This window comes from Owenweeksia hongkongensis DSM 17368 (assembly GCF_000236705.1).
Taxonomy (GTDB): Bacteria; Bacteroidota; Bacteroidia; order Flavobacteriales; family Schleiferiaceae; genus Owenweeksia; species Owenweeksia hongkongensis.
In genome coordinates, this window is record NC_016599.1 from 1,714,178 (window position 1) to 1,732,353 (window position 18,176).

At 39.5% G+C, this 18,176-nt stretch carries 20 protein-coding genes; 8 read left to right on the forward strand and 12 right to left on the reverse strand.

The genetic code is table 11. From position 1 onward, the window contains the following. Positions 1 to 45: 45 nt before the first annotated feature. From OWEHO_RS07795 to OWEHO_RS07815, 5 genes are read right to left on the reverse strand one after another with little or no spacing between them, the layout of a single operon-like run. Entirely contained in the window at positions 46 to 1,062 is a 1,017-nt protein-coding gene (locus tag OWEHO_RS07795) for a DUF4340 domain-containing protein (RefSeq protein ID WP_014201930.1), read from the reverse strand. After that, positions 1,059 to 2,780, reverse strand: coding sequence for a gliding motility-associated ABC transporter substrate-binding protein GldG (gldG, locus tag OWEHO_RS07800; RefSeq protein ID WP_014201931.1), 1,722 nt, complete (start codon positions 2,778 to 2,780; stop codon positions 1,059 to 1,061). Before gldG ends, OWEHO_RS07795 begins: the two co-directional genes overlap by 4 nt. Next, on the reverse strand, positions 2,780 to 3,499 hold the full coding sequence (gene gldF / locus OWEHO_RS07805; RefSeq protein ID WP_262496311.1) for a gliding motility-associated ABC transporter permease subunit GldF: 720 nt from the start codon (positions 3,497 to 3,499) through the stop codon (positions 2,780 to 2,782). The genes gldG and gldF overlap by 1 nt, the downstream gene beginning before the upstream one ends. Before the next feature lie 13 nt (positions 3,500 to 3,512). Further along, positions 3,513 to 3,806: a putative quinol monooxygenase gene (locus tag OWEHO_RS07810; protein WP_014201933.1), complete on the reverse strand. Its 294-nt coding sequence runs from the start codon at positions 3,804 to 3,806 to the stop codon at positions 3,513 to 3,515. After that, positions 3,803 to 4,597 carry an SAM hydrolase/SAM-dependent halogenase family protein gene (locus OWEHO_RS07815; protein WP_014201934.1) on the reverse strand — a complete coding sequence of 265 codons (795 nt, stop codon included), beginning with the start codon at positions 4,595 to 4,597 and terminating at the stop codon, positions 3,803 to 3,805. Before OWEHO_RS07815 ends, OWEHO_RS07810 begins: the two co-directional genes overlap by 4 nt. Before the next feature lie 125 nt (positions 4,598 to 4,722). Here OWEHO_RS07815 and OWEHO_RS07820 point away from each other — a divergent pair, with 125 nt between their 5' ends. Continuing rightward, a complete protein-coding gene (locus tag OWEHO_RS07820) occupies positions 4,723 to 5,664 on the forward strand; it encodes a PhoH family protein (RefSeq protein ID WP_014201935.1) in 942 nt (313 codons plus the stop codon). Between the two features lies 1 nt (position 5,665). Next, complete coding sequence (locus OWEHO_RS07825) at positions 5,666 to 6,622, forward strand: phosphoribosylaminoimidazolesuccinocarboxamide synthase (RefSeq protein ID WP_014201936.1); 957 nt, start codon at positions 5,666 to 5,668, stop codon at positions 6,620 to 6,622. A gap of 81 nt (positions 6,623 to 6,703) precedes the next feature. On the opposite strand, the gene OWEHO_RS07830 is transcribed toward OWEHO_RS07825, so the two are convergent. From OWEHO_RS07830 to OWEHO_RS07850, 5 genes are all read right to left on the reverse strand, one after another. Next, entirely contained in the window at positions 6,704 to 7,087 is a 384-nt protein-coding gene (locus OWEHO_RS07830; protein WP_014201937.1) for a hypothetical protein, read from the reverse strand. Positions 7,088 to 7,151: 64 nt separating this feature from the next. After that, positions 7,152 to 7,760 (reverse strand): hypothetical protein, encoded by a 609-nt coding sequence (locus OWEHO_RS07835; RefSeq protein WP_014201938.1) that lies wholly within the window; start codon positions 7,758 to 7,760, stop codon positions 7,152 to 7,154. Then, complete coding sequence (locus tag OWEHO_RS07840; protein WP_014201939.1) at positions 7,757 to 8,422, reverse strand: hypothetical protein; 666 nt, start codon at positions 8,420 to 8,422, stop codon at positions 7,757 to 7,759. The genes OWEHO_RS07835 and OWEHO_RS07840 overlap by 4 nt, the downstream gene beginning before the upstream one ends. A gap of 51 nt (positions 8,423 to 8,473) precedes the next feature. After that, on the reverse strand, positions 8,474 to 9,142 hold the full coding sequence (locus OWEHO_RS07845; protein WP_014201940.1) for a hypothetical protein: 669 nt from the start codon (positions 9,140 to 9,142) through the stop codon (positions 8,474 to 8,476). Positions 9,143 to 9,188: 46 nt separating this feature from the next. Further along, positions 9,189 to 10,460, reverse strand: a complete 1,272-nt coding sequence (locus tag OWEHO_RS07850) for a 3'-5' exonuclease (protein WP_014201941.1) — start codon at positions 10,458 to 10,460, stop codon at positions 9,189 to 9,191. A 178-nt stretch (positions 10,461 to 10,638) separates the two neighbouring features. Here OWEHO_RS07850 and OWEHO_RS07855 point away from each other — a divergent pair, with 178 nt between their 5' ends. From OWEHO_RS07855 to OWEHO_RS07870, 4 genes are all read left to right on the forward strand, one after another. Next, positions 10,639 to 13,032: a DUF5686 family protein gene (locus tag OWEHO_RS07855; RefSeq protein ID WP_041627505.1), complete on the forward strand. Its 2,394-nt coding sequence runs from the start codon at positions 10,639 to 10,641 to the stop codon at positions 13,030 to 13,032. Between the two features lie 66 nt (positions 13,033 to 13,098). Then, on the forward strand, positions 13,099 to 13,587 hold the full coding sequence (locus OWEHO_RS07860; protein ID WP_052301102.1) for a hypothetical protein: 489 nt from the start codon (positions 13,099 to 13,101) through the stop codon (positions 13,585 to 13,587). After that, the gene (locus OWEHO_RS07865) at positions 13,584 to 14,318 is read left to right on the forward strand and encodes an LVIVD repeat-containing protein (protein ID WP_041628068.1); all 735 of its coding nucleotides are present in this window, start codon (positions 13,584 to 13,586) and stop codon (positions 14,316 to 14,318) included. Before OWEHO_RS07860 ends, OWEHO_RS07865 begins: the two co-directional genes overlap by 4 nt. Further along, entirely contained in the window at positions 14,315 to 14,986 is a 672-nt protein-coding gene (locus OWEHO_RS07870; RefSeq protein WP_014201943.1) for a hypothetical protein, read from the forward strand. Before OWEHO_RS07865 ends, OWEHO_RS07870 begins: the two co-directional genes overlap by 4 nt. Here OWEHO_RS07870 and OWEHO_RS07875 read toward each other — a convergent pair. Then, positions 14,974 to 15,651 (reverse strand): YggS family pyridoxal phosphate-dependent enzyme, encoded by a 678-nt coding sequence (locus OWEHO_RS07875; protein ID WP_014201944.1) that lies wholly within the window; start codon positions 15,649 to 15,651, stop codon positions 14,974 to 14,976. The genes OWEHO_RS07870 and OWEHO_RS07875 overlap by 13 nt on opposite strands. Before the next feature lie 45 nt (positions 15,652 to 15,696). Then, a complete protein-coding gene (locus tag OWEHO_RS07880; protein WP_014201945.1) occupies positions 15,697 to 16,923 on the reverse strand; it encodes a DUF1015 domain-containing protein in 1,227 nt (408 codons plus the stop codon). Positions 16,924 to 17,063: 140 nt separating this feature from the next. Here OWEHO_RS07880 and OWEHO_RS07885 point away from each other — a divergent pair, with 140 nt between their 5' ends. Both OWEHO_RS07885 and OWEHO_RS07890 read left to right on the forward strand, forming a co-directional pair. Beyond that, positions 17,064 to 17,474: an acyl-CoA thioesterase gene (locus tag OWEHO_RS07885; RefSeq protein WP_014201946.1), complete on the forward strand. Its 411-nt coding sequence runs from the start codon at positions 17,064 to 17,066 to the stop codon at positions 17,472 to 17,474. A gap of 114 nt (positions 17,475 to 17,588) precedes the next feature. Next, positions 17,589 to 18,173, forward strand: a complete 585-nt coding sequence (locus tag OWEHO_RS07890; RefSeq protein ID WP_014201947.1) for a carboxymuconolactone decarboxylase family protein — start codon at positions 17,589 to 17,591, stop codon at positions 18,171 to 18,173. Positions 18,174 to 18,176 lie beyond the last annotated feature (3 nt).

Sequence of the window (18,176 nt, forward strand, 5' to 3'; positions counted from 1 at the left end):
TTGAATCCCTAATGGACTTTTTGTTTTCAATTGTTTTTAACAAAACTAGGGCGTTACAAAGAAGCTTATTGGCTTAATAATCTCTATCAAACCAGCATACTGTATAAGCACCATATCCTCTTTGTTTATAAAACCATGCATTCTATCCGGATCATACTTATGTTCTATTCCGGCATCATTGGTCATGCCTTCTGGCGCTTTAATATGGTAACCCTCCAGCGAAGTGGTTTTACCATTAGTATCCTTCACGGTAATTTCAAACACTGGATTTGATGCTAAAAGTGAATCTCTTCTTGCCGAAATAGGATCGGTTGGCAAAATAGCACCTTCATATTTCATACGTGCTGCCGAGCCAATGTATAACCGAGTCTTCACCTTATTCACGTTGCGTAAAACCTTTCCGGTAGAAAGTTGAGTTACAAAAATGCTATCAGGCGAAAACATTTGAATTTTAAAAGATGCAGATGACGAATCAGGATACACCATAGTAACCTCTCTAATATTGCGGGGATCCATGCGTGTTACATCACGGCTTTTCCAAAGGTGCTGTTGTGTAAAAAATCGCGTGGATAGGAAACCATTAAAACCAGGCATATGCACAGCGTATGGAGCGTCAGAACCTTTAATCATCATGTAAGTTCCCATTTCGTCAGGCGTTTCTGTACCTACATAAATGGTTTTAAAAAGCTCCCCATTTTTATAAATCTGCACTTCTTTACCAAAAACCGCCATACGTTTTATCACAGTTTCTTTCATTCTTTCGGGAATGAAATTCTTGAGCTCCATTCTGTACAGAGTTCCCAACAAAGTTTTTACTGCCCCTTGTCTTGCTCTGTATTTATTATCCAGAATCCACTCCTTGCCTTCTCTAGTAAGAGTAACCTCAGCCGGAGATTTATCCTTGATTACAATCTTATCAATATCAGCAGTGTCCTTTATGGTAAAGTTGTAATCCATCTTACGCTCCAACGTACCACCATCATTTCTACTGGTAAGAAGCCAGCCTGCTATGGCCAACAGAACTACTAAAATTCCTAGATATACAAGATTTTTGTTCTTCATGCTTTTCCGTATTTCCTCTTTCTTAAATATATATACACCACCCCAAAAAGGAAAATTATAAGGATAGGTGCAACTGTATTAAGCAGCTGCCAAAACAGCTTATTATTGTTTATTCTATTTACATCCAAAAGGCGAATTTTCAATTCTCGAGAGCGAATATCTATAAGACCAGATTCATCCAGCATATAATCAACAGCATTCAAGAGGAAATTCTTGTTGCCATATTGGGCTTGAGTAAACTGATCAAAACCAAGTGGTAATGGCGCTCCTTTTGGAATATTTGGGTTTACAATATTCAATTGGTTTTTGATAATATCACCATCAGCCACCACCAGCATCTGCGTAGATTGGCTCTCTTCCACCAGGTTTGGCATTTCTTGTCCATTAGATTTTGGCTTTAGGCGATTTTTAAAAGCTGACTCAAACTTTCCTTCAAGTAACACAGCCAAAGGCACTCCTTTTGCTTTAAATCGATCTTCGCTTGGAGGCTCATACAAGGTTTGCAATCGCACCATATGCGGAGTAGCCACCACATTAGAGTACTGCGAACTCCTAAGCAAAAAAGTCTTCTTTACCCCCTTGGCAATAATGGTATCAATAGAAGAAGGAAACTCCAACTTTATCCCGCTCAAATCCTTAGTAATGGGGTTCTTGGACTGTGGCATTATCATAGGAAAATACACCCACGGATAAACACCTTGGCGATCAGCAACCCCGCCAGCGACCAAATCCTGTACAATGTTTGTATTTATTCGCACACCATAGCGAAACAACATATCCTGAATATTGAGGCGATCATAAATAGGGTATGAAATAAACTGTGAGCTTTCGCTCAAACTATCCATATTGGCGTGAATGGCATCTACCAGCCAAAGAACCTTCCCTCCGGTCATCAGGTATTGATCCAGCAGAAATTTATCTAAATCATTAAAAGATTTTTGTGGCTTAGCAATGATCAATCCATCAAAGCGATTTAATCTTCGCTGTTGCTCCATAATGCTTAAATCCTGACCTGTGCTGTCTGATTTAAACTTGCGGATATTAAACTTATCCACACTATAGTTTTCACTTAATGAACGAGCAAAATCAGCAACATACTTTAGATCCAATTCATCATGTCCCTGTAGGAATCCAACAAGCGGTTTTCTCTGACGAACCAAACCTCGAATGGTATTGGCCAATGTGTACTCAAGATTTTGAACCGAAGCATTTACCTGTGCTTGCGGGGCTACTCCAAGCTGATCCATAAGAAGCTGAACGGGCACTTCCTTCTCTCCATAGGTAACCAAAGCCCCAGGAAAAACACGCTGCGTTTTGTTCCCGCCTTTTTCACTTACCCGAAGTTCATAATACTTAAGTCCTTTGTACTGGAGTTGCTCAAATACATCCTGATTAATCTTAGAATCTTCAGATGCTGAAGGATCTATAAATTCGTATTCAATCTTATTATTATAAGCTCTAAACTCATCCAGCATTTGACGCGTCTCACGCTGCAAACGTTGAAAATCTGCAGGGAAATTCCCTTCCAGGTATACCTTAATATACATTACATCATCAAAGCTTTCCAGCAGATCAATGGTAGCATCCGAAAGGCTAAACCTGTTTTCAGTGGTAAGGTCAATTCTAAAAAACTTGAGGGAGACAATCACATTCAGTACCAAAATGATGGCCGTGATCACCAAGAAGTTTATGATGTCTTTTGTTCTTCTACTCTTCATCACCACTTTCTGCTTTGAATTACCAATCGGGTAGCCAACGAAAAGAAAACGATAAGGCTAATAAAATACAGCATATCGCGACTATCCAACACCCCACGACTCATAGAAGTGTAATGCTCACTTATTCCCATAGAAAGGATAAATAGATCCGCATTACCAAAAAGGTTTAGCTCGGACATTTGCTCAAAACCGATGTACATAAACAAACAAAGGAATACACCAATCAAAAAAGCTACAATCTGATTTTCGGTAAGAGATGATGCAAATACACCAATACTCACATAACTGGCACCCAAAAACAATAGTCCGATGTACGAACCAAAAGCACCACCATTATCAATATTGCCAACAGGATTACCGAGCTGATAAACCGATACATAATAGATGAGGGTTGGTAAAATTGAAAACAGTACCAAAATAAATCCAGCACTAAACTTGGACAGCACTATTTGCATATCAGTGACTGGCCGTGTAAGAAGAAGTTCCATGGTACCCGCCTTTTTTTCATCCGCAAACATGCGCATGGTAATAGCCGGAATTAAGAACATAAACACCCAAGGTGAAACAAGAAAAAGGCTGTCTATACTAGCGTAGCTTCCCTCCAAAATATTGAACACCCCAGGAAACATCCAGAGTAAAAAACTATTGATGAGCAGGTAAACTACAATCACCAGATATCCGGTAATTGAATTTAAAAAGCTCCTGATTTCTTTGAGCATCAAAGCCCCCATACTATTGCTTATCTATTGATTGTACACTCCACGCTTGTGGTTTATCGGCAAACAAGGTTTTGGTAAATTTCCAAACCCCTTTAAAGAGCTGCGAATGTCGGTAATTTTCCAGAGCCTCCACATTTTGCCAGTAACTGTAGGTAAAGTACACGTCTTCACGGCCTTCTTCCTTTAGTAGTTCCAAATGTTCGCAACCTTCAAATCCGCGAATCTTGGCTTTATTGGCATCAAAATTCTCTAAAAAGTCTTTCACCTTTTCAGGCTGAAAAGTCATCTTCACTATGCGTACAATCATCTAAACTGTATAGTTATTACATTTTGCACCTCTATCCCCAACAGGGTATTGGCGCCATTAAAAACTTTACCGCGCGAATCGCTCACCGCTATTTCCAGCAGATTTTGCGAATTAAAGAAAGCCATTACACTTCCCGAAGAAACTGAGTGATAAGATTCACTCAACTTGGAAATTCTTTGGCTTCTTGGCAACTGTATTTCAAAACTCCTATCCTGCCCCACTTCTCTAAAGGTCTTCTGCGAAATATTGCTAATCAAGTTTCCAAAATTATCAATGTACACCACCGATCCTTTTATTGAATTTTTATCATTACTGATAATTGGGCGGCTAATAGTTTTTTGCACAATATCGCGCGCTTGCCTCCCCAGCAAATCTATAGACCCACCACGAGCCAAGTGGTTGGCTGCTCGGGTCAAAATATCCTTGGCGGGAAAGTGTGACTTCTCCGCTCGAAGGTCTATCTCTATGGTTTTCTTGATCTTAAGATCTGGATTTATCATGGGTAGCAAACCGTTGTCGGCCATCAAAAAAAATTGACCGTCCATCTCGGCAGCTAAAAGTTTGCCATTCTCTGAAATTTCTTGAAAAGCTACTAAATGAACCGTCCCTTTTGGGAAGCTTGCGTAGCAATTACGCAGGATAAAAGCTGCTTCAAAAAAATTGCCCGGCTCAATAGTGTGGCTTATATCCACCAAAGTAAAGTCTGGAGACTCACTAAGTAAAGCCCCCTTTACCGAGGCCAGATAGTGATCCAGAATACCATAGTCAGATGTAAGCGTAATTATTGGCATTGAGGCATATAAACTTAAGTAGCTAAGAACAACACGTGGCTAGAAATGTTGTTACTTTGTGGCTTCAAAAGTATTAATATTTTACACCCTCAATCGAGGGTTTACCCTAATAGTTTTTTAATAATTTGATCGAAAGAACGATAGTAATAGAGAATGCCGACCCTAGAGATATTTACGGCAGTAATAACAAATATCTTGATCTCATAAAGGCGCATTTTCCCGAGCTCAAAATTATTGGTCGCGGCCTAAATCTTAAGGTAAATGGCGAATCTGATCGCATAGATCATTTTGAGTCAAAAATTGAGGAAATCATTTTGCATCTCAATAAATACAACTCACTTTCTATAAATCAGCTGGAGCGAATCCTAAAGGATGAAATGCCCGTGGCTGACGATTCGAATAATGAGGATGACACTATATTATATAGTACTACTGGTAGCCCAATAAAAGCCCGCACTCTAAACCAGCGAGCGATGGTGCGCGCCATGAAAGACAATGACATGCTATTTGCCATTGGCCCAGCCGGAACCGGAAAAACCTATACTGCTGTAGCTTTGGCCGTGAGAGCCTTAAAAACCAAACAAATCAAAAAGATAATTCTGACTCGACCTGCTGTAGAAGCTGGTGAAAACTTAGGATTTCTTCCTGGTGACCTTAAGGAAAAGTTAGATCCGTACATGCAGCCATTATATGATGCTTTGCGCGATATGATTCCACCAGAAAAGCTGGCTTACTATTTAGAAACCGGAACCATCCAAATTGCACCATTGGCATTTATGCGTGGACGCACTTTAGATCGTGCCTTTGTGATTTTGGATGAAGCCCAAAACACCACTCATAGCCAAATGAAAATGTTCCTTACGCGAATGGGGTCTGATGCTCAGTTTATCATTACCGGTGATGCAGGGCAGATAGACCTTCCGCGAAAGCAAGCCTCGGGACTGAAAGAAGCTATGGGCAGACTTCAAAACATAAAAGGGATAAAATTTGTGATGCTGGATGACCGCGATGTGATCCGCCATGACCTTGTAAAACATATTATCAGAGCATACCAAGACGAAGAATAAGATGAACGCTTTAAAAGAAACCAACTTCACCCTACCGGGGCAAACTAAGTTTTATCGTGGCAAAGTGCGCGATGTGTACACCATTGACAACAACCTTTTGGTGATGATTGCCAGCGACAGAATTTCTGCATTTGATGTAGTACTTCCTGAAGGAATACCTGGAAAAGGCCAAGTGCTAAATCAGGTTGCCAATAAGTTTTTGGACATGACTTCGGACATCGTTCCAAACTGGAAAATATCTACACCAGACCCTATGGTTACCATTGGCCACATGGCGGATCCATTTAAAGTGGAAATGGTAATCCGTGGATTTTTGACAGGCCATGCCTGGAGAACTTATAAATCTGGCGAGCGCGTACTTTGCGGAGTTACTCTTCCTGAAGGAATGAAAGAACATGATGCTTTTCCGGAGCCTATCATCACACCAAGCACCAAAGCTGATCAAGGTGATCATGATGAGGATATTAGCCGTGAAGAAATTTTGAAGCAAGGCATTGTTTCAGAAGAAGATTACGTGCAGCTCGAAAAATATACCCGTGCGCTATTTGCCCGCGGACAAGAATACGCCAATGAGCGCGGTTTGATTTTGGTAGACACCAAATATGAGTTTGGAAAAACAGAAGATGGTACCATCGTACTGATTGACGAAATTCACACACCCGATAGCAGCCGCTATTTTTATCTTGATGGCTATGAAGAAAACCAAAAGAATGATGTGCAGCAAAAGCAACTAAGCAAGGAGTTTGTGCGCCAATGGTTGATTGAAAATGGCTTTCAGGGAAAGGAAGGACAACAAGTTCCTGAAATGACTGAAGAATATATCACCTCCGTTTCTGATCGCTATGTAGAGCTTTACGAGCAAATCACTGGCGAACCTTTTAAGCGCCATGATTCTTCAGATCTTGAAAAGAGAATTGAGGAGAATGTGGTGAAGGAGTTGGAGAAGTTGAGAAAGTAGTCCCGATAGCTATCGGGATTAGATATTAGACAAGCCCTGCTAGTGAAAACTGGCGGGGCTTTTTAGTTTATTAACCCTAACTCACCTCAACAATACGTATAGAATCATGAAGATTACATTTGCAAAGAATAAATACAAGGAATTCCTGTAACCCAAAAGCATTTTCCGTTCTTCTCCTTTCAATTTATCAGAACCAATCTCCCTAAAAATACTTGTTGTTACCAGCTCTATCCCATTCATACTTCCTAATCCTAAATACTGATTAAAGAAAGTGTCTCCTTTAGCTTTAATCATTTTAGAAAGCTCATACCGATATAACGCATAAGCAAATATTAAAACAATAGTAAATGCCATGCCAACTCCCTCTACTACTGAGCTAAATTTATCGGCAAAAGTAAACACAACAATCCACCATAGTACGAGTACAACCAATAGACACTTCCATAAACCACTAATATTTTTCATTAGAAATTAAGTGTTATTCCCAAGAAACTATAGAGATTAGTCAGGTTAGCATGACGCACACTTTTCAATAAGGCTGATTAAACATATACCTCACACCTACAAAACCTGCGATTGAGTTGTAATAGGTATTCCCATATTTAACGTCCACTTTTTCGAGACTAATTACAGGAGTAATACTAGCAGACACGCCCGCATTAATAGAGAGCCCTCTAAATAGTTTAAAACGCAACCCCAAATTACCGGCCAAATGATAAGTGTTTGCCGATTTTGAGTTTACATAATTAGGCCGGTTACCTTCATCCATCCACAGAAAAAATCGATTTTCTAACCCTGGTTCTAACCACACACTTCCCATCTTAATTTGCATCCGTAAGGGCAACACAGCATAATACAATTGTTTATCCCCTCCTACACTACTTCCTATTGAACTAATGCCCAGGCCTACACCAACACCAAACCACTTTTTTACTCCATTATCATAATGAGCGATGACGTCAAAACCCCGACCTGCTTGGCCGGTACTCGTCAATTCGACATCCTCCCTATCCTTTACGTTTAAATTCGTAAACCTTTTAGATACCTGTAATCCAAATGCCTTGTAAGATTCAAAGTCCTGAGCTTTGACGGCAAAACTTACAAGCAGTAGAGCCACTATTGAAATAAGCTTTTTCATCCCTTTAGAAAGTTAAAACGGTAAGCAATTGTAAGCACATACATGTATTCCCCATATTCCAACAGGCCGCCATCAATTACATCTTCAAAACCTCCCCATAGATTCTGCGAAAACTGAAAATCTATATCATTAGAATTATCACGCATGTGAAAAGTCACCCCAATCGAAGGTTTGATCCCCACAATAAAATAACTGTCCTTATACTTAGATACATCCTCTTCGCCATCTACACTGCGCATTATTCTCTTATTATATTGTGTGTGATCTCCAGCCAATATACCCAAGCTCAGATAAAATGAAGCAGCGTTAGTTCTTAGATACAGTATAGGCTCCAAACTAAGAGTAGTGTTTAACTTTTTAGTGATTTGCTCAACATTCACGGGACTACTTCCACTAGAACTGGTGTAAGAATTCCTATCTGGTAAAAAATAATTCGCCTCAATACTTGTACGGAACGAGAAAAATCTTGACCAATTTCTTTGGTGGTCAAAGTGCAGACCAATAGCTTCATGGTCAACATCAAAATTGCTTCCGTTGGTTGCCACGGCACCATTAATACCTATACCCAAACCATGAGGGAAATAATCTTGCGACCATGAAACCTGAGAGAAAGAGAGTGCTATTGCAGTAAAGAGCAAAAGCTTTTTGAGATTCAAATTCATGTGTTAGTTTAATTGAGAGCGAACGAATATAAATAAGATTTGTACACTTCCTTATCTTGAAAAACCAAAACGGTAGGAAAGTGTAACTGAAAACAAGCTAACATCAGGCTCCCAAAAATCATCATCAGCAAGATCCTGTGCTTCCTTCCAAAAATTCTGCGAAACCTCAAGCTGCAGTTCATCAGATTCAAATACATTAAAACTAACCCCTATTACAGGTCTTAAGTTGACCATCAAGTAATTTCGCACAGTTCTGCTTTCATCACTTATTATTTCGCCCACACCAATATCTGCTTCCTCGACCACCTCTGTACTAGTAATATGACCTCCTACCCCAGATGCAACTCCAAAATATACAGACACCGCTTCTGCTCTTATATAAAAGACCGGCATCGCAAAAAAGGTAGCGTTCATGTGTACTTGATTATACTCAGTTGATGACCAATTAGTACCGTTTTCGTTATAATATTCTAAGTGGGTTGGCAAAAAGTAATTCAAACCAAGACCGATTCGCAATGAGAAAAAATCGGAAAAATTCCTCTGATGATTTATATCTAACCCAAGTGTGAAATTAGGGCCTTCATCCATCCCTGTGGATGTTACTCCCGTTCCCATTCCTACACCTAAACTCCTAAAAGAAACCTCTTGTGCCAAGGAAGTTAAACTGAATAACAAGATGATTGAGACTACATGAAAAAGCTTTTGAGAGAAAATAAGCATGTTAGTTTTTATTTTTATCTGGCAAATAATAAAGTTGAAATCGAATCTATTTAATTCTTTCCACAACTCCTTCAAACTTTTTAAACTCTCCACTCAGTATACCCAACTTCAAAAGCTCGGTATAAGCTTCTTTAGGCTTTATGCTCGTCATGCTTTTGTGCAGTCTTTCTGCATGACTTATTTGATCGTTTAGATTGTAATAATAGTAGCCAATCAAATCACCATCTTCTACTATAAATGCACAGTATTCGGTTCGCGTTCTACCTGAACCATAATACACAGCTTCCGCTGGAAAATCAGACAATAAATCTATAATAGCTTGGCGTGATTCCGACTTTCTAAAGTTTCGACCAAACATGGCCAAAGCTCTAGAAGTAAGCTTTTGATTAATACTTTTAATCAAAGGTTTTTTCTTGCCTGCATCTTTTATATCACGCTGAATAAGCTTTGGAGACTTTCCTCTCTTATCTATATAAATCCCTCTCTCCAGATGTGTTTCAGAAATACGATTGAAAGGAGGACGGGTATTTTCTAGTTCCTGCTCACGCTTGACGCGACCAATAAGCCAGTTGCCCACAGCCTCAGCATGCACAGAATGTACGCGTTCGCGCAAGTCATCAGCGCGCTTGCTATCGGCCACAAAAACCCTATTGAGGGCACTCTTTATATTATCAGAGGCAGCTAAATAAAGAACCTTCCCGTCTTTATCGTGTAAATAAAAAATTCCTTTTTGGGTTTTGATAGAACGTGCCAAATCGCTCAGCTTGTCCCGCATGTAATTTCCTTCCTGTATGCTTTGCCCTAGCACACTTATATCTTTCTTGCTATCTTTTTCTCTTAAGATTTTAAACAGCTCTAAAGTAGCCAAGGCATCATCTTCAGCTCTATGTTTGTTAGGCATGTGAATACCCAGTTCTTTACAGATTTTTGACAAACCATAGGCAGGTAAACCAGGTATGAGTTCTTGAGCAGTTTCAATTGTATCCAAGGTTTCACGCTCATATTCATAACCCAAACGAGCAAATTCCTGACGTACCATGCGGTAATCAAACTCCACATTGTGGCCTACCAAAATTGCTCCTTCCGTAATTTCAATAATGCGCTTAGCGATTTCTTGAAAACGAGGAGCCCGCTGCAACATTTTGGGAGTAATCCCAGTTATCTTGGTTACAAATTTTTGAACTTCCCGATGCGGATGCACCAAACTAATGAGTTGATCTACCACCTCGTGGCCATCAAAACGGTATACGGCAATCTCAATCATGGCCTCTTTGCCAAAAGGACCGCCAGACGATTCTATATCTAATATGCAAAACACTCGGCAAAGGTAATCATTAATAGAGCCTGACTTTAATACCTGAATCCCAAATAATATTCGAACTCAGGTTTATACTTTAGCAAATGCTTAATCATTAAGTAAAACATCCACACGGAGCTATAATTTGAGACCGAAACTCTATCTGTTAATACTATTTTTTGCGCTAAGCAACATTGCTTTGGCTCAGCCTAAAAGTATATACGGAAGCGTGAGAGACAAAGATGGAGAACCTATTTCGCAGGCTCTACTTTGGGTTTCAGATATGGATACTATTTTTTACTCCGACAATAATGGAGATTTTAACATCCCGATACTTTCTCACAAACATTATTTGAAAGTAACTGCTCCAGAGTTTTCATCCAAAAGAATAGTATTGCCATATAATCATAATCAGCCTTTGCTTATTTACTTGGAACAAAACATTACTGATGAATATTTCAACCCTTATGAAGTAGTACGACTGGCAAAAAACAAAAGAGCAGAAAACGAAGAGAAATACACAGCCTACACCGGAACAGCATTCAAATCCACTACTGCCAATCTTTTCAATGTCCCTTTTCAGATACCCATCGCCAGCGGTTTTATCCTTCCCGGAAAGGGAGACACGGGAATAATGTTTTACTCAGAGCAAATCAGTAAACACAACTTTCAAAATGAATACAGTTTTAGCGACAGCGTGATAGCCTACAGAGCTGGTGGCAACCTCCCCGTTCCTAATTTCAATTATGTATCGGATAAAGACTTGTCATTATACCACAATCAGCTGTCCTTGCCTGAGTTGGATTATCGCAAGTACTTTTCACCTCTTGGTGATAGAGGTTTGCGTTACTACAAGTTTTCCGCCAAGGGTACTTATATGGATGGAAATCGCAAAGTCTTTCGCATAAGCTTTGAACCAAAAAAATACGGTAGCGCTACCTTAAAAGGATATATGGAGCTTTATGACTCTACCTACACCTTGGCTTTCGCCAAATTTAGTTTTGACAATGCACACCACCTCAAATCATTGGATAGCGTTGCCGTGGAGCAATTTTTTGTTTACCAAAATGATGAATACCGCCAGGTTCACAATCACCTTACCCATTATCTACACATCACCGGATTTAGTGGAAACTATGAATCCAACACCTATTTTTCGGATTATGAGTATCAAAATTCTAACCCTGAAATAAAGCTAGGAACAGAGGTTTACCATTTAGATTCTTTAGCAATAAATGGTGATAGCAACATTTGGAAAAACCATGCTCCTAAACCTATATCTACACAAGCCGAAAGAGTTTTAACAAGTGAGAATCTCAATAAAATATTTAGAGGAAAATACGCTAGAAACCTACACTTTCACACTGAATTTAAACCTTTTCAGCTGCTCTATAAGAGATACATTTACAGAGAAGATGATCTGTATTTTAATCTTTCTCCTCTGTATTACATGCCAGGGTTCAACACAGTAGAAGGCGCCTATCTCACTTACAAAGTTCCGATAAAGGTATACAAACCAAATACGGAATGGAGCCTTACCCCTATGGTGCGTTATGGTTTTGCGGACAATGAGTTTAAATCAAGGATGACAGCTGAGCTCACGTACGACCTCAAAAACCCAAAAAAAGTATCACTGGAAGTAGGCCATGTTTTTGACCAGTTTAATGAAGAAGATCCCATATCGCCATTTATCAATACCTACTACAGCTTGGTTCTTGGCAAAAACTACATGAAGCTATATGGCAAAGACTACATTCGTGCGGGATACCAGCTTGAAATTGTGAACGGCCTGGAGTTCCAGTCGTCACTGGAATATGGTAACCGCTTTGCTGTGTATAATAATACAGATTACACCTTTTTTGGTGATGGAAGTAATTTTACTCCAAACAACCCCACGGCTGATGATGTGATTGATGAAAATGGATTCAAGGAACATCATGCTTTAACATTTAGAACTCAGCTAGCTTATCAATTTCATCAGAGATACAAAACCATAAATGGTAAAAAGGTAGCTCTACAAATGAATACTCCGCGAGTGTACCTCAATTACCGACAAGGAATAAAATCCAGCTTTAGCGACACAAGGTTTGCTTTTGCCTCAGCAGGGATTTCCTTCAATACTGATTTAGGAAATGCAGGTCACACCAAATGGGATTTTAGTGCAGGTGGTTTTATGGACAACAAGTACATGGAATTTATCGATTATCAACATTTTAATGGTACTCAAACTTTTTACCTGCAGCAAAGTGCCTATTCTTATAGTTCCATCAAACGATTTAGCACTTTGGGATATTATAGCTACAGTACCGATCAGGCCTTTATTGAAGCGCACGTAGAACATCATTTTGACGGAGCGCTTTTATCAAAGATTTCTTTTTTAAGAAATACCGGAATTCATGCGTTTGGCGGTGCTAATTATCTGAATAATTTCAGTGACCCTCAGTTTTTGGAAGTAGTTTTTGGAATAGATAATATCATGGATATTCTAAAAATAGAAATTGCAAGTAGCATACACAATATCAACGATGTACGCCCAACCATTCTGGTGGGTATCGACTTCAATTATCTTTATTACGTTCGTAATAAAAGGTAATTTTTTCTCTTCTTCAGCCAACCTTTCAGGCTAAGCTTTCGTGTACGCTCATAAATCTATCAACCTATGAAGCTACTGTATTTACTAATCCCTGCCCTACTTCTCACAGCATGTGGCGAAGAGCCCGAAACCTACACAGAATACACACCTGTACTCCTCAAAAGATCTGACCTTGAAAAATCTATTAAAGTAGAAAGCGCCCGTCCAATAAAGGATGCTGGTAAAATCTACCGCAAGGGAAGCCTTCTTTTTATCAATGAAAAATTTGAAGGTGTGCACGTATACAACAATGGTGATCCGAAAAAACCTGTGGCCTTAGGGTTAATCAAAATTCCGGGCAATGTTGACATTACCATTAATAACGACATTATTTATGCAGACAATGCTGTAGACCTTGTGGCACTGAGATATTCTAATGAGCAAATTCAAATTTTGGATCGCGACAGAGATGTCTTTCCAGAAATCGTGGCTCCTGATTTTGGAAATATACCAGATGAATATACCGCCACAAATCGTCCTGAAAATACCGTAATCGTAAAATGGGAAAAACTATGAAAAAGCTACTCTTACTTACTGCGTCCATCCTTTTTTTAGTGAGCTGCCAAGATGGAGTTTCAGACACAAGCGCTATCCCCGGAACTGGCCAAGGCGGCAGTTTAGCACGTTTCGCCATTTCATCTGATTTTATGTTTGCCGTAAATGGTCAATCTCTAAAAGTATTCAGTCTTAGTGACCCGGAAAACCCACGGTTGCTTTCTACCCAAAACCTTGGTGTAAATGTAGAAACCATCTTTTTGAGAGACTCCGCAACATTGTTTATCGGCTCTACAGATGGCATGTTTATTTATGACATTAGCAATGCTCCGAACATTATACACCTCAGCACTTACAGGCACGTAACAAGCTGCGACCCTGTGGTGGCAAATGAAAATTACGCTTATGTAACATTGCGCTCTTCGGTAAATAACAATGCTTGCAGCCGAGGTGTAAACCAGCTTGACATTCTGGATATTTCAGACCTAACTATGCCGCAGGAAGTAAACCGCATACCCATGGATCACCCCATCGGGCTAGGTTTGTATGGCGACACCCTGCTGGTTTGCGATGATGGGATAAAAGTTTTTAGCACCGTTGATCCTCGCAACCCTTACCTCATTACCACTCAAAAGGAAATAGATGCTGTGGATATTATTCCTTACGGTAAGCAAATGATTATCTCCACCAGCACCGGATTTGAGCAGTACGAATATCACAAAGGCGAACTCAAATTTCTAAGCAAAATATGAAACGATTAACCCAACTTCTCTTGTTGTGTGCTAGCTTTTTTGCCCAAGCACAGCAAGTAGATGAACTTGTTATCAGAAATAGTTTTCCTGAAAATCGCCTAAGTATAGGCTTTGTTCTTTCTGACTTTATTGTAGATCGCTTTCGAATGGAAGGAGCTTACCGTATTGCTGGCCCACATACCTTAATTCTTGGGGTAGGCACCCACCTCGGCCGTATGGACATGGATGACAACCCTTTTAACCGAAGCAACTATCCTGCAAATAGTATTTACACCAACTTAGGCTACAAATACTATGTCTTTAGTTCAGAAAAGGGAAACACTTTTGCATTTACCAAATTGCATTTATCCTATGAAAATGCTGATATAAAATACTTTGAAAAAGATTGGGTAACCGAACCATCAGGTGGTCTCACATACTACTATTATCGAGATGTGGCAAAGTATTATCACGTAGAAAATATTGCCTTTGGAATGGAAATGGGCGTGGAGCTCAAGGCCGGTATTTTCTTTACTGAGTTTTCATTTGGCGCACAGTATAAAGGTGTAATTTCTAACGATACCCCTCCGGAAGAGTTTAGCGAAAACAGTGGTGATTTTTTTGATGACCTCGATTACTCTGGAATTGCACCGAGGCTGAGCATCAAAATGGGTTTTTACTTAGACTGATAATTGCGCTCGCCAAAAATTGATGAGCCAATTCGCACCATATTTGAACCCTCATCAATAGCTAATTGATAATCACCACTCATCCCCATAGAAAGAATGTCAAAATGCGGAAGCCCTAACTGGGCTTTTGCTTTTGAATAGATTTGAAATAAGCCTTTAAACTCATTTCTCACCTGTAGCTCATTATCGGTAAAAGTGGCCATCCCCATTAATCCACGAATACGAACGTTTGGGTATTTTTCTTCTGGAGATTCGGTCAACACCTCTGTCAATTCAACTTCATCAAAACCGAATTTGGTGTCTTCTTTAGCAATATGCACCTGCAGCAAGCAATCGATTACCCTATCATTTTTAGCTGCTTCTTTATCCAGTTCTTTAAGGCGCTTGGCTTTATCAATACCATGCACCAAGTGTACAAATGGCGCCATGTATTTTATTTTATTACCCTGCACATGACCTATCATGTGCCAGCGAATATCTTTTGGCAATTGCTCATATTTATCCGCCATTTCCTGAATCTTATTTTCGCCAAAGTCACGATGACCAGCTTCATAAGCTTCTGCAATATCTTCTACAGGTTTGGTTTTGCTCACAGCAATAAGCGTGGCTTTTCCTTCCAAAGCTTTGGAAAATTGCTTGATATTTTCGGCTACAAGTGAAGACATATTCAGGAGTGTTTTTAAAATGAACAGCTTAAAAATTGGAAAGTTTTAGTTTTCCAAAATTTGATAAATAGTAAGTCCACTTCTCAGTTTTGGCTCAATGTAAGTGCTCTTTGGCGGCATAGTTTTTCCAGCATCGGCAACCTGCTTTATTTGCTCCACCGCTACAGGATATAAAGCAAAAGCAATATCAAAGGCACCACTGTCTACCTTGCTCTTTAAACCTGATACACCTTCGGTTCCCGGCAAAAATCCAGCACGGCTATCCGTTTTTAGGTTTTGAATACCCAGAATTGGTTTCAATATTTTCTTGCTCAAGATTTCAGCATCCAATCGTCCTACGGGGCTTTGCGGATTGAAGCTACCGGTTTTTGGAACTAGCTTGTACCAATTTCCATTGATGTACATTCCAATCTCATGAAACTTTTCAGGCTTGTACACATCAGCCTCAATAGGCTCTACCAAAAATTCATGATGAAGCTCTTCTACCAGCTGCTCTTCACTTTTACCATTAGTTCCCTTTATCAGCCTATTAAAGTCGTACACCTTCATTTGCTCTTCACCTATAAGGAAAGCCATAAAATGACGATGATCTTGCCCAGGCTTATCGGCAAGTCGCTCGGCCAAAAGCGATGAGCTTGAGCAACGATGGTGCCCATCTGCAATGTATAAAGCCTCCTGATCTTTAAATGCCTCAGTAATTTGCTTTATATGTTTTTGGTCTTCAATAAGCCAAAGCTGATGCAAAACCTTGTCGGTACTGGTAAATTCGTACTCTGAACGCTGCTCAATGTATTCAGCAAAAATTTTATTTAGACGAAAGTCGTCACGATAAGTAAGTAAAACCGGCTCGGCATTAAACCCTGTACTTTCAAGGTAATCAGTGAACATCTTTTCCCTGTTGGTCAAAGTGTTTTCATGCTTCTTTATTTTACCTTCAAAGTAATCTTCTACAGAAACAGCAGCGATAAGTCCGATGTATTCATTCCCTTCTTTTACCTGACGATACAGGTAATAGTTTTCAGTTGAATCTTGAATAAAAACCCCTTGGTTAGCAAACTTCTTAAAACACTTTTTTACCTCTTGATATTTCTCCTTTCCAAAAGGCAAACTTCTTCCTTTTGAAGGATTGATAACATGAAGAAAGGTAAAAGGGTTGTTTTGCAACTTTTCGTCAAGCTCATCTTCTGAATAACTAAGGTATGAGCGCGTAGCAACTAAGTATGCTTTATCGCGTGGAGGACGAATGGCCTTGAAGGGTTTTATACTTATCATGCTGCGAAAATACTAAAGCTTTGAACCAATTAGCAAACCGATTTTTATAAGTGATACAACTGTGTTGATTCATAATATTTATACCAACCAACATTGACCTACAAAACGTGGTTACTTTGTACAAACAAATAATTACAATTATGAATAAAGATCAAGCCCCATTAAGATTTCATACCCGCAAATGGGTAAAACCAGAAGATTTGAACCCAAACAACACACTTTTTGGCGGAAGCCTGTTAAAGTGGATTGATGAGGAAGCAGTAATTTATGCCATTGTGCAGCTTGATAACCCCCATGTAGTGACCAAACTTATTTCTGAAGTGGAATTTATCAATGCCCCAGTACAAGGCGACATTATTGAAATGGGCTTTACAGCCACTCATTTTGGAAAAACATCCATCACCCTCAAATGTGAAGTGAGAAATAAATTAACACGTGCACAAATCCTTACTATTGAACGTCTCGTATTTGTAAACTTAGGAAAAGATGGGAACCCTGCTCCACATGGAAAAACAGGCATTACTTTAGGAAGTGAGAAATTTGACCGATAAAAAGTAAAAACCGTTTATCGAAAAAAGAAGCAATAAAAATGCTGATTTAGTTGCAAGTGCCTTCCGTAATTATATTTTTGAAATAATTTAAAAACTCAAATACTCCAAATTATCATGAACACTACTACTCTTGGCGCAAGTCGCTATGGCATTGTTGAATATCAAAATGCTCCCGAAACCATTCAGGCTATTTATGACGACACGATGCAAACGCTGCAATTACCTTTTGTACTAAACTGGTTTAAATGTCAAGGGAATAATGCTACCCTATTAAAAGGAAACTGGGCAAAGCTAAAGTCTACCCTTATGGAGGGAGATGTGCCTAATGTACTTAAGCAACTTATTATTTACAACGTTTCAAAACTTAGAGGTTGCCAATACTGCGCTCACGCACATGGCATATTTGCCGACAGTATGGCCTCTATGCTTTCTGAGGAGCCAGGATTCAAACCTAGTCAAGATATGGACTCACCACATATACCAGCCAGCTACAAAACGGCAATTAGTGTGGTTACCAAAGCTGCACTAAATCCTCAGGATGTAGATGAAAAAGATTTTGCAAAGTTGCAAGAGGCAGGTTTCTCTAACAATGAAATTCAAGAGCTTATGGCTCAAGCGGATTTGGTAAATATGCTCAACACCATTGCCGATGTTTCAGGCATAAAGGTAGACAACGAATTACTTGAAGCTGAAATGTAATTT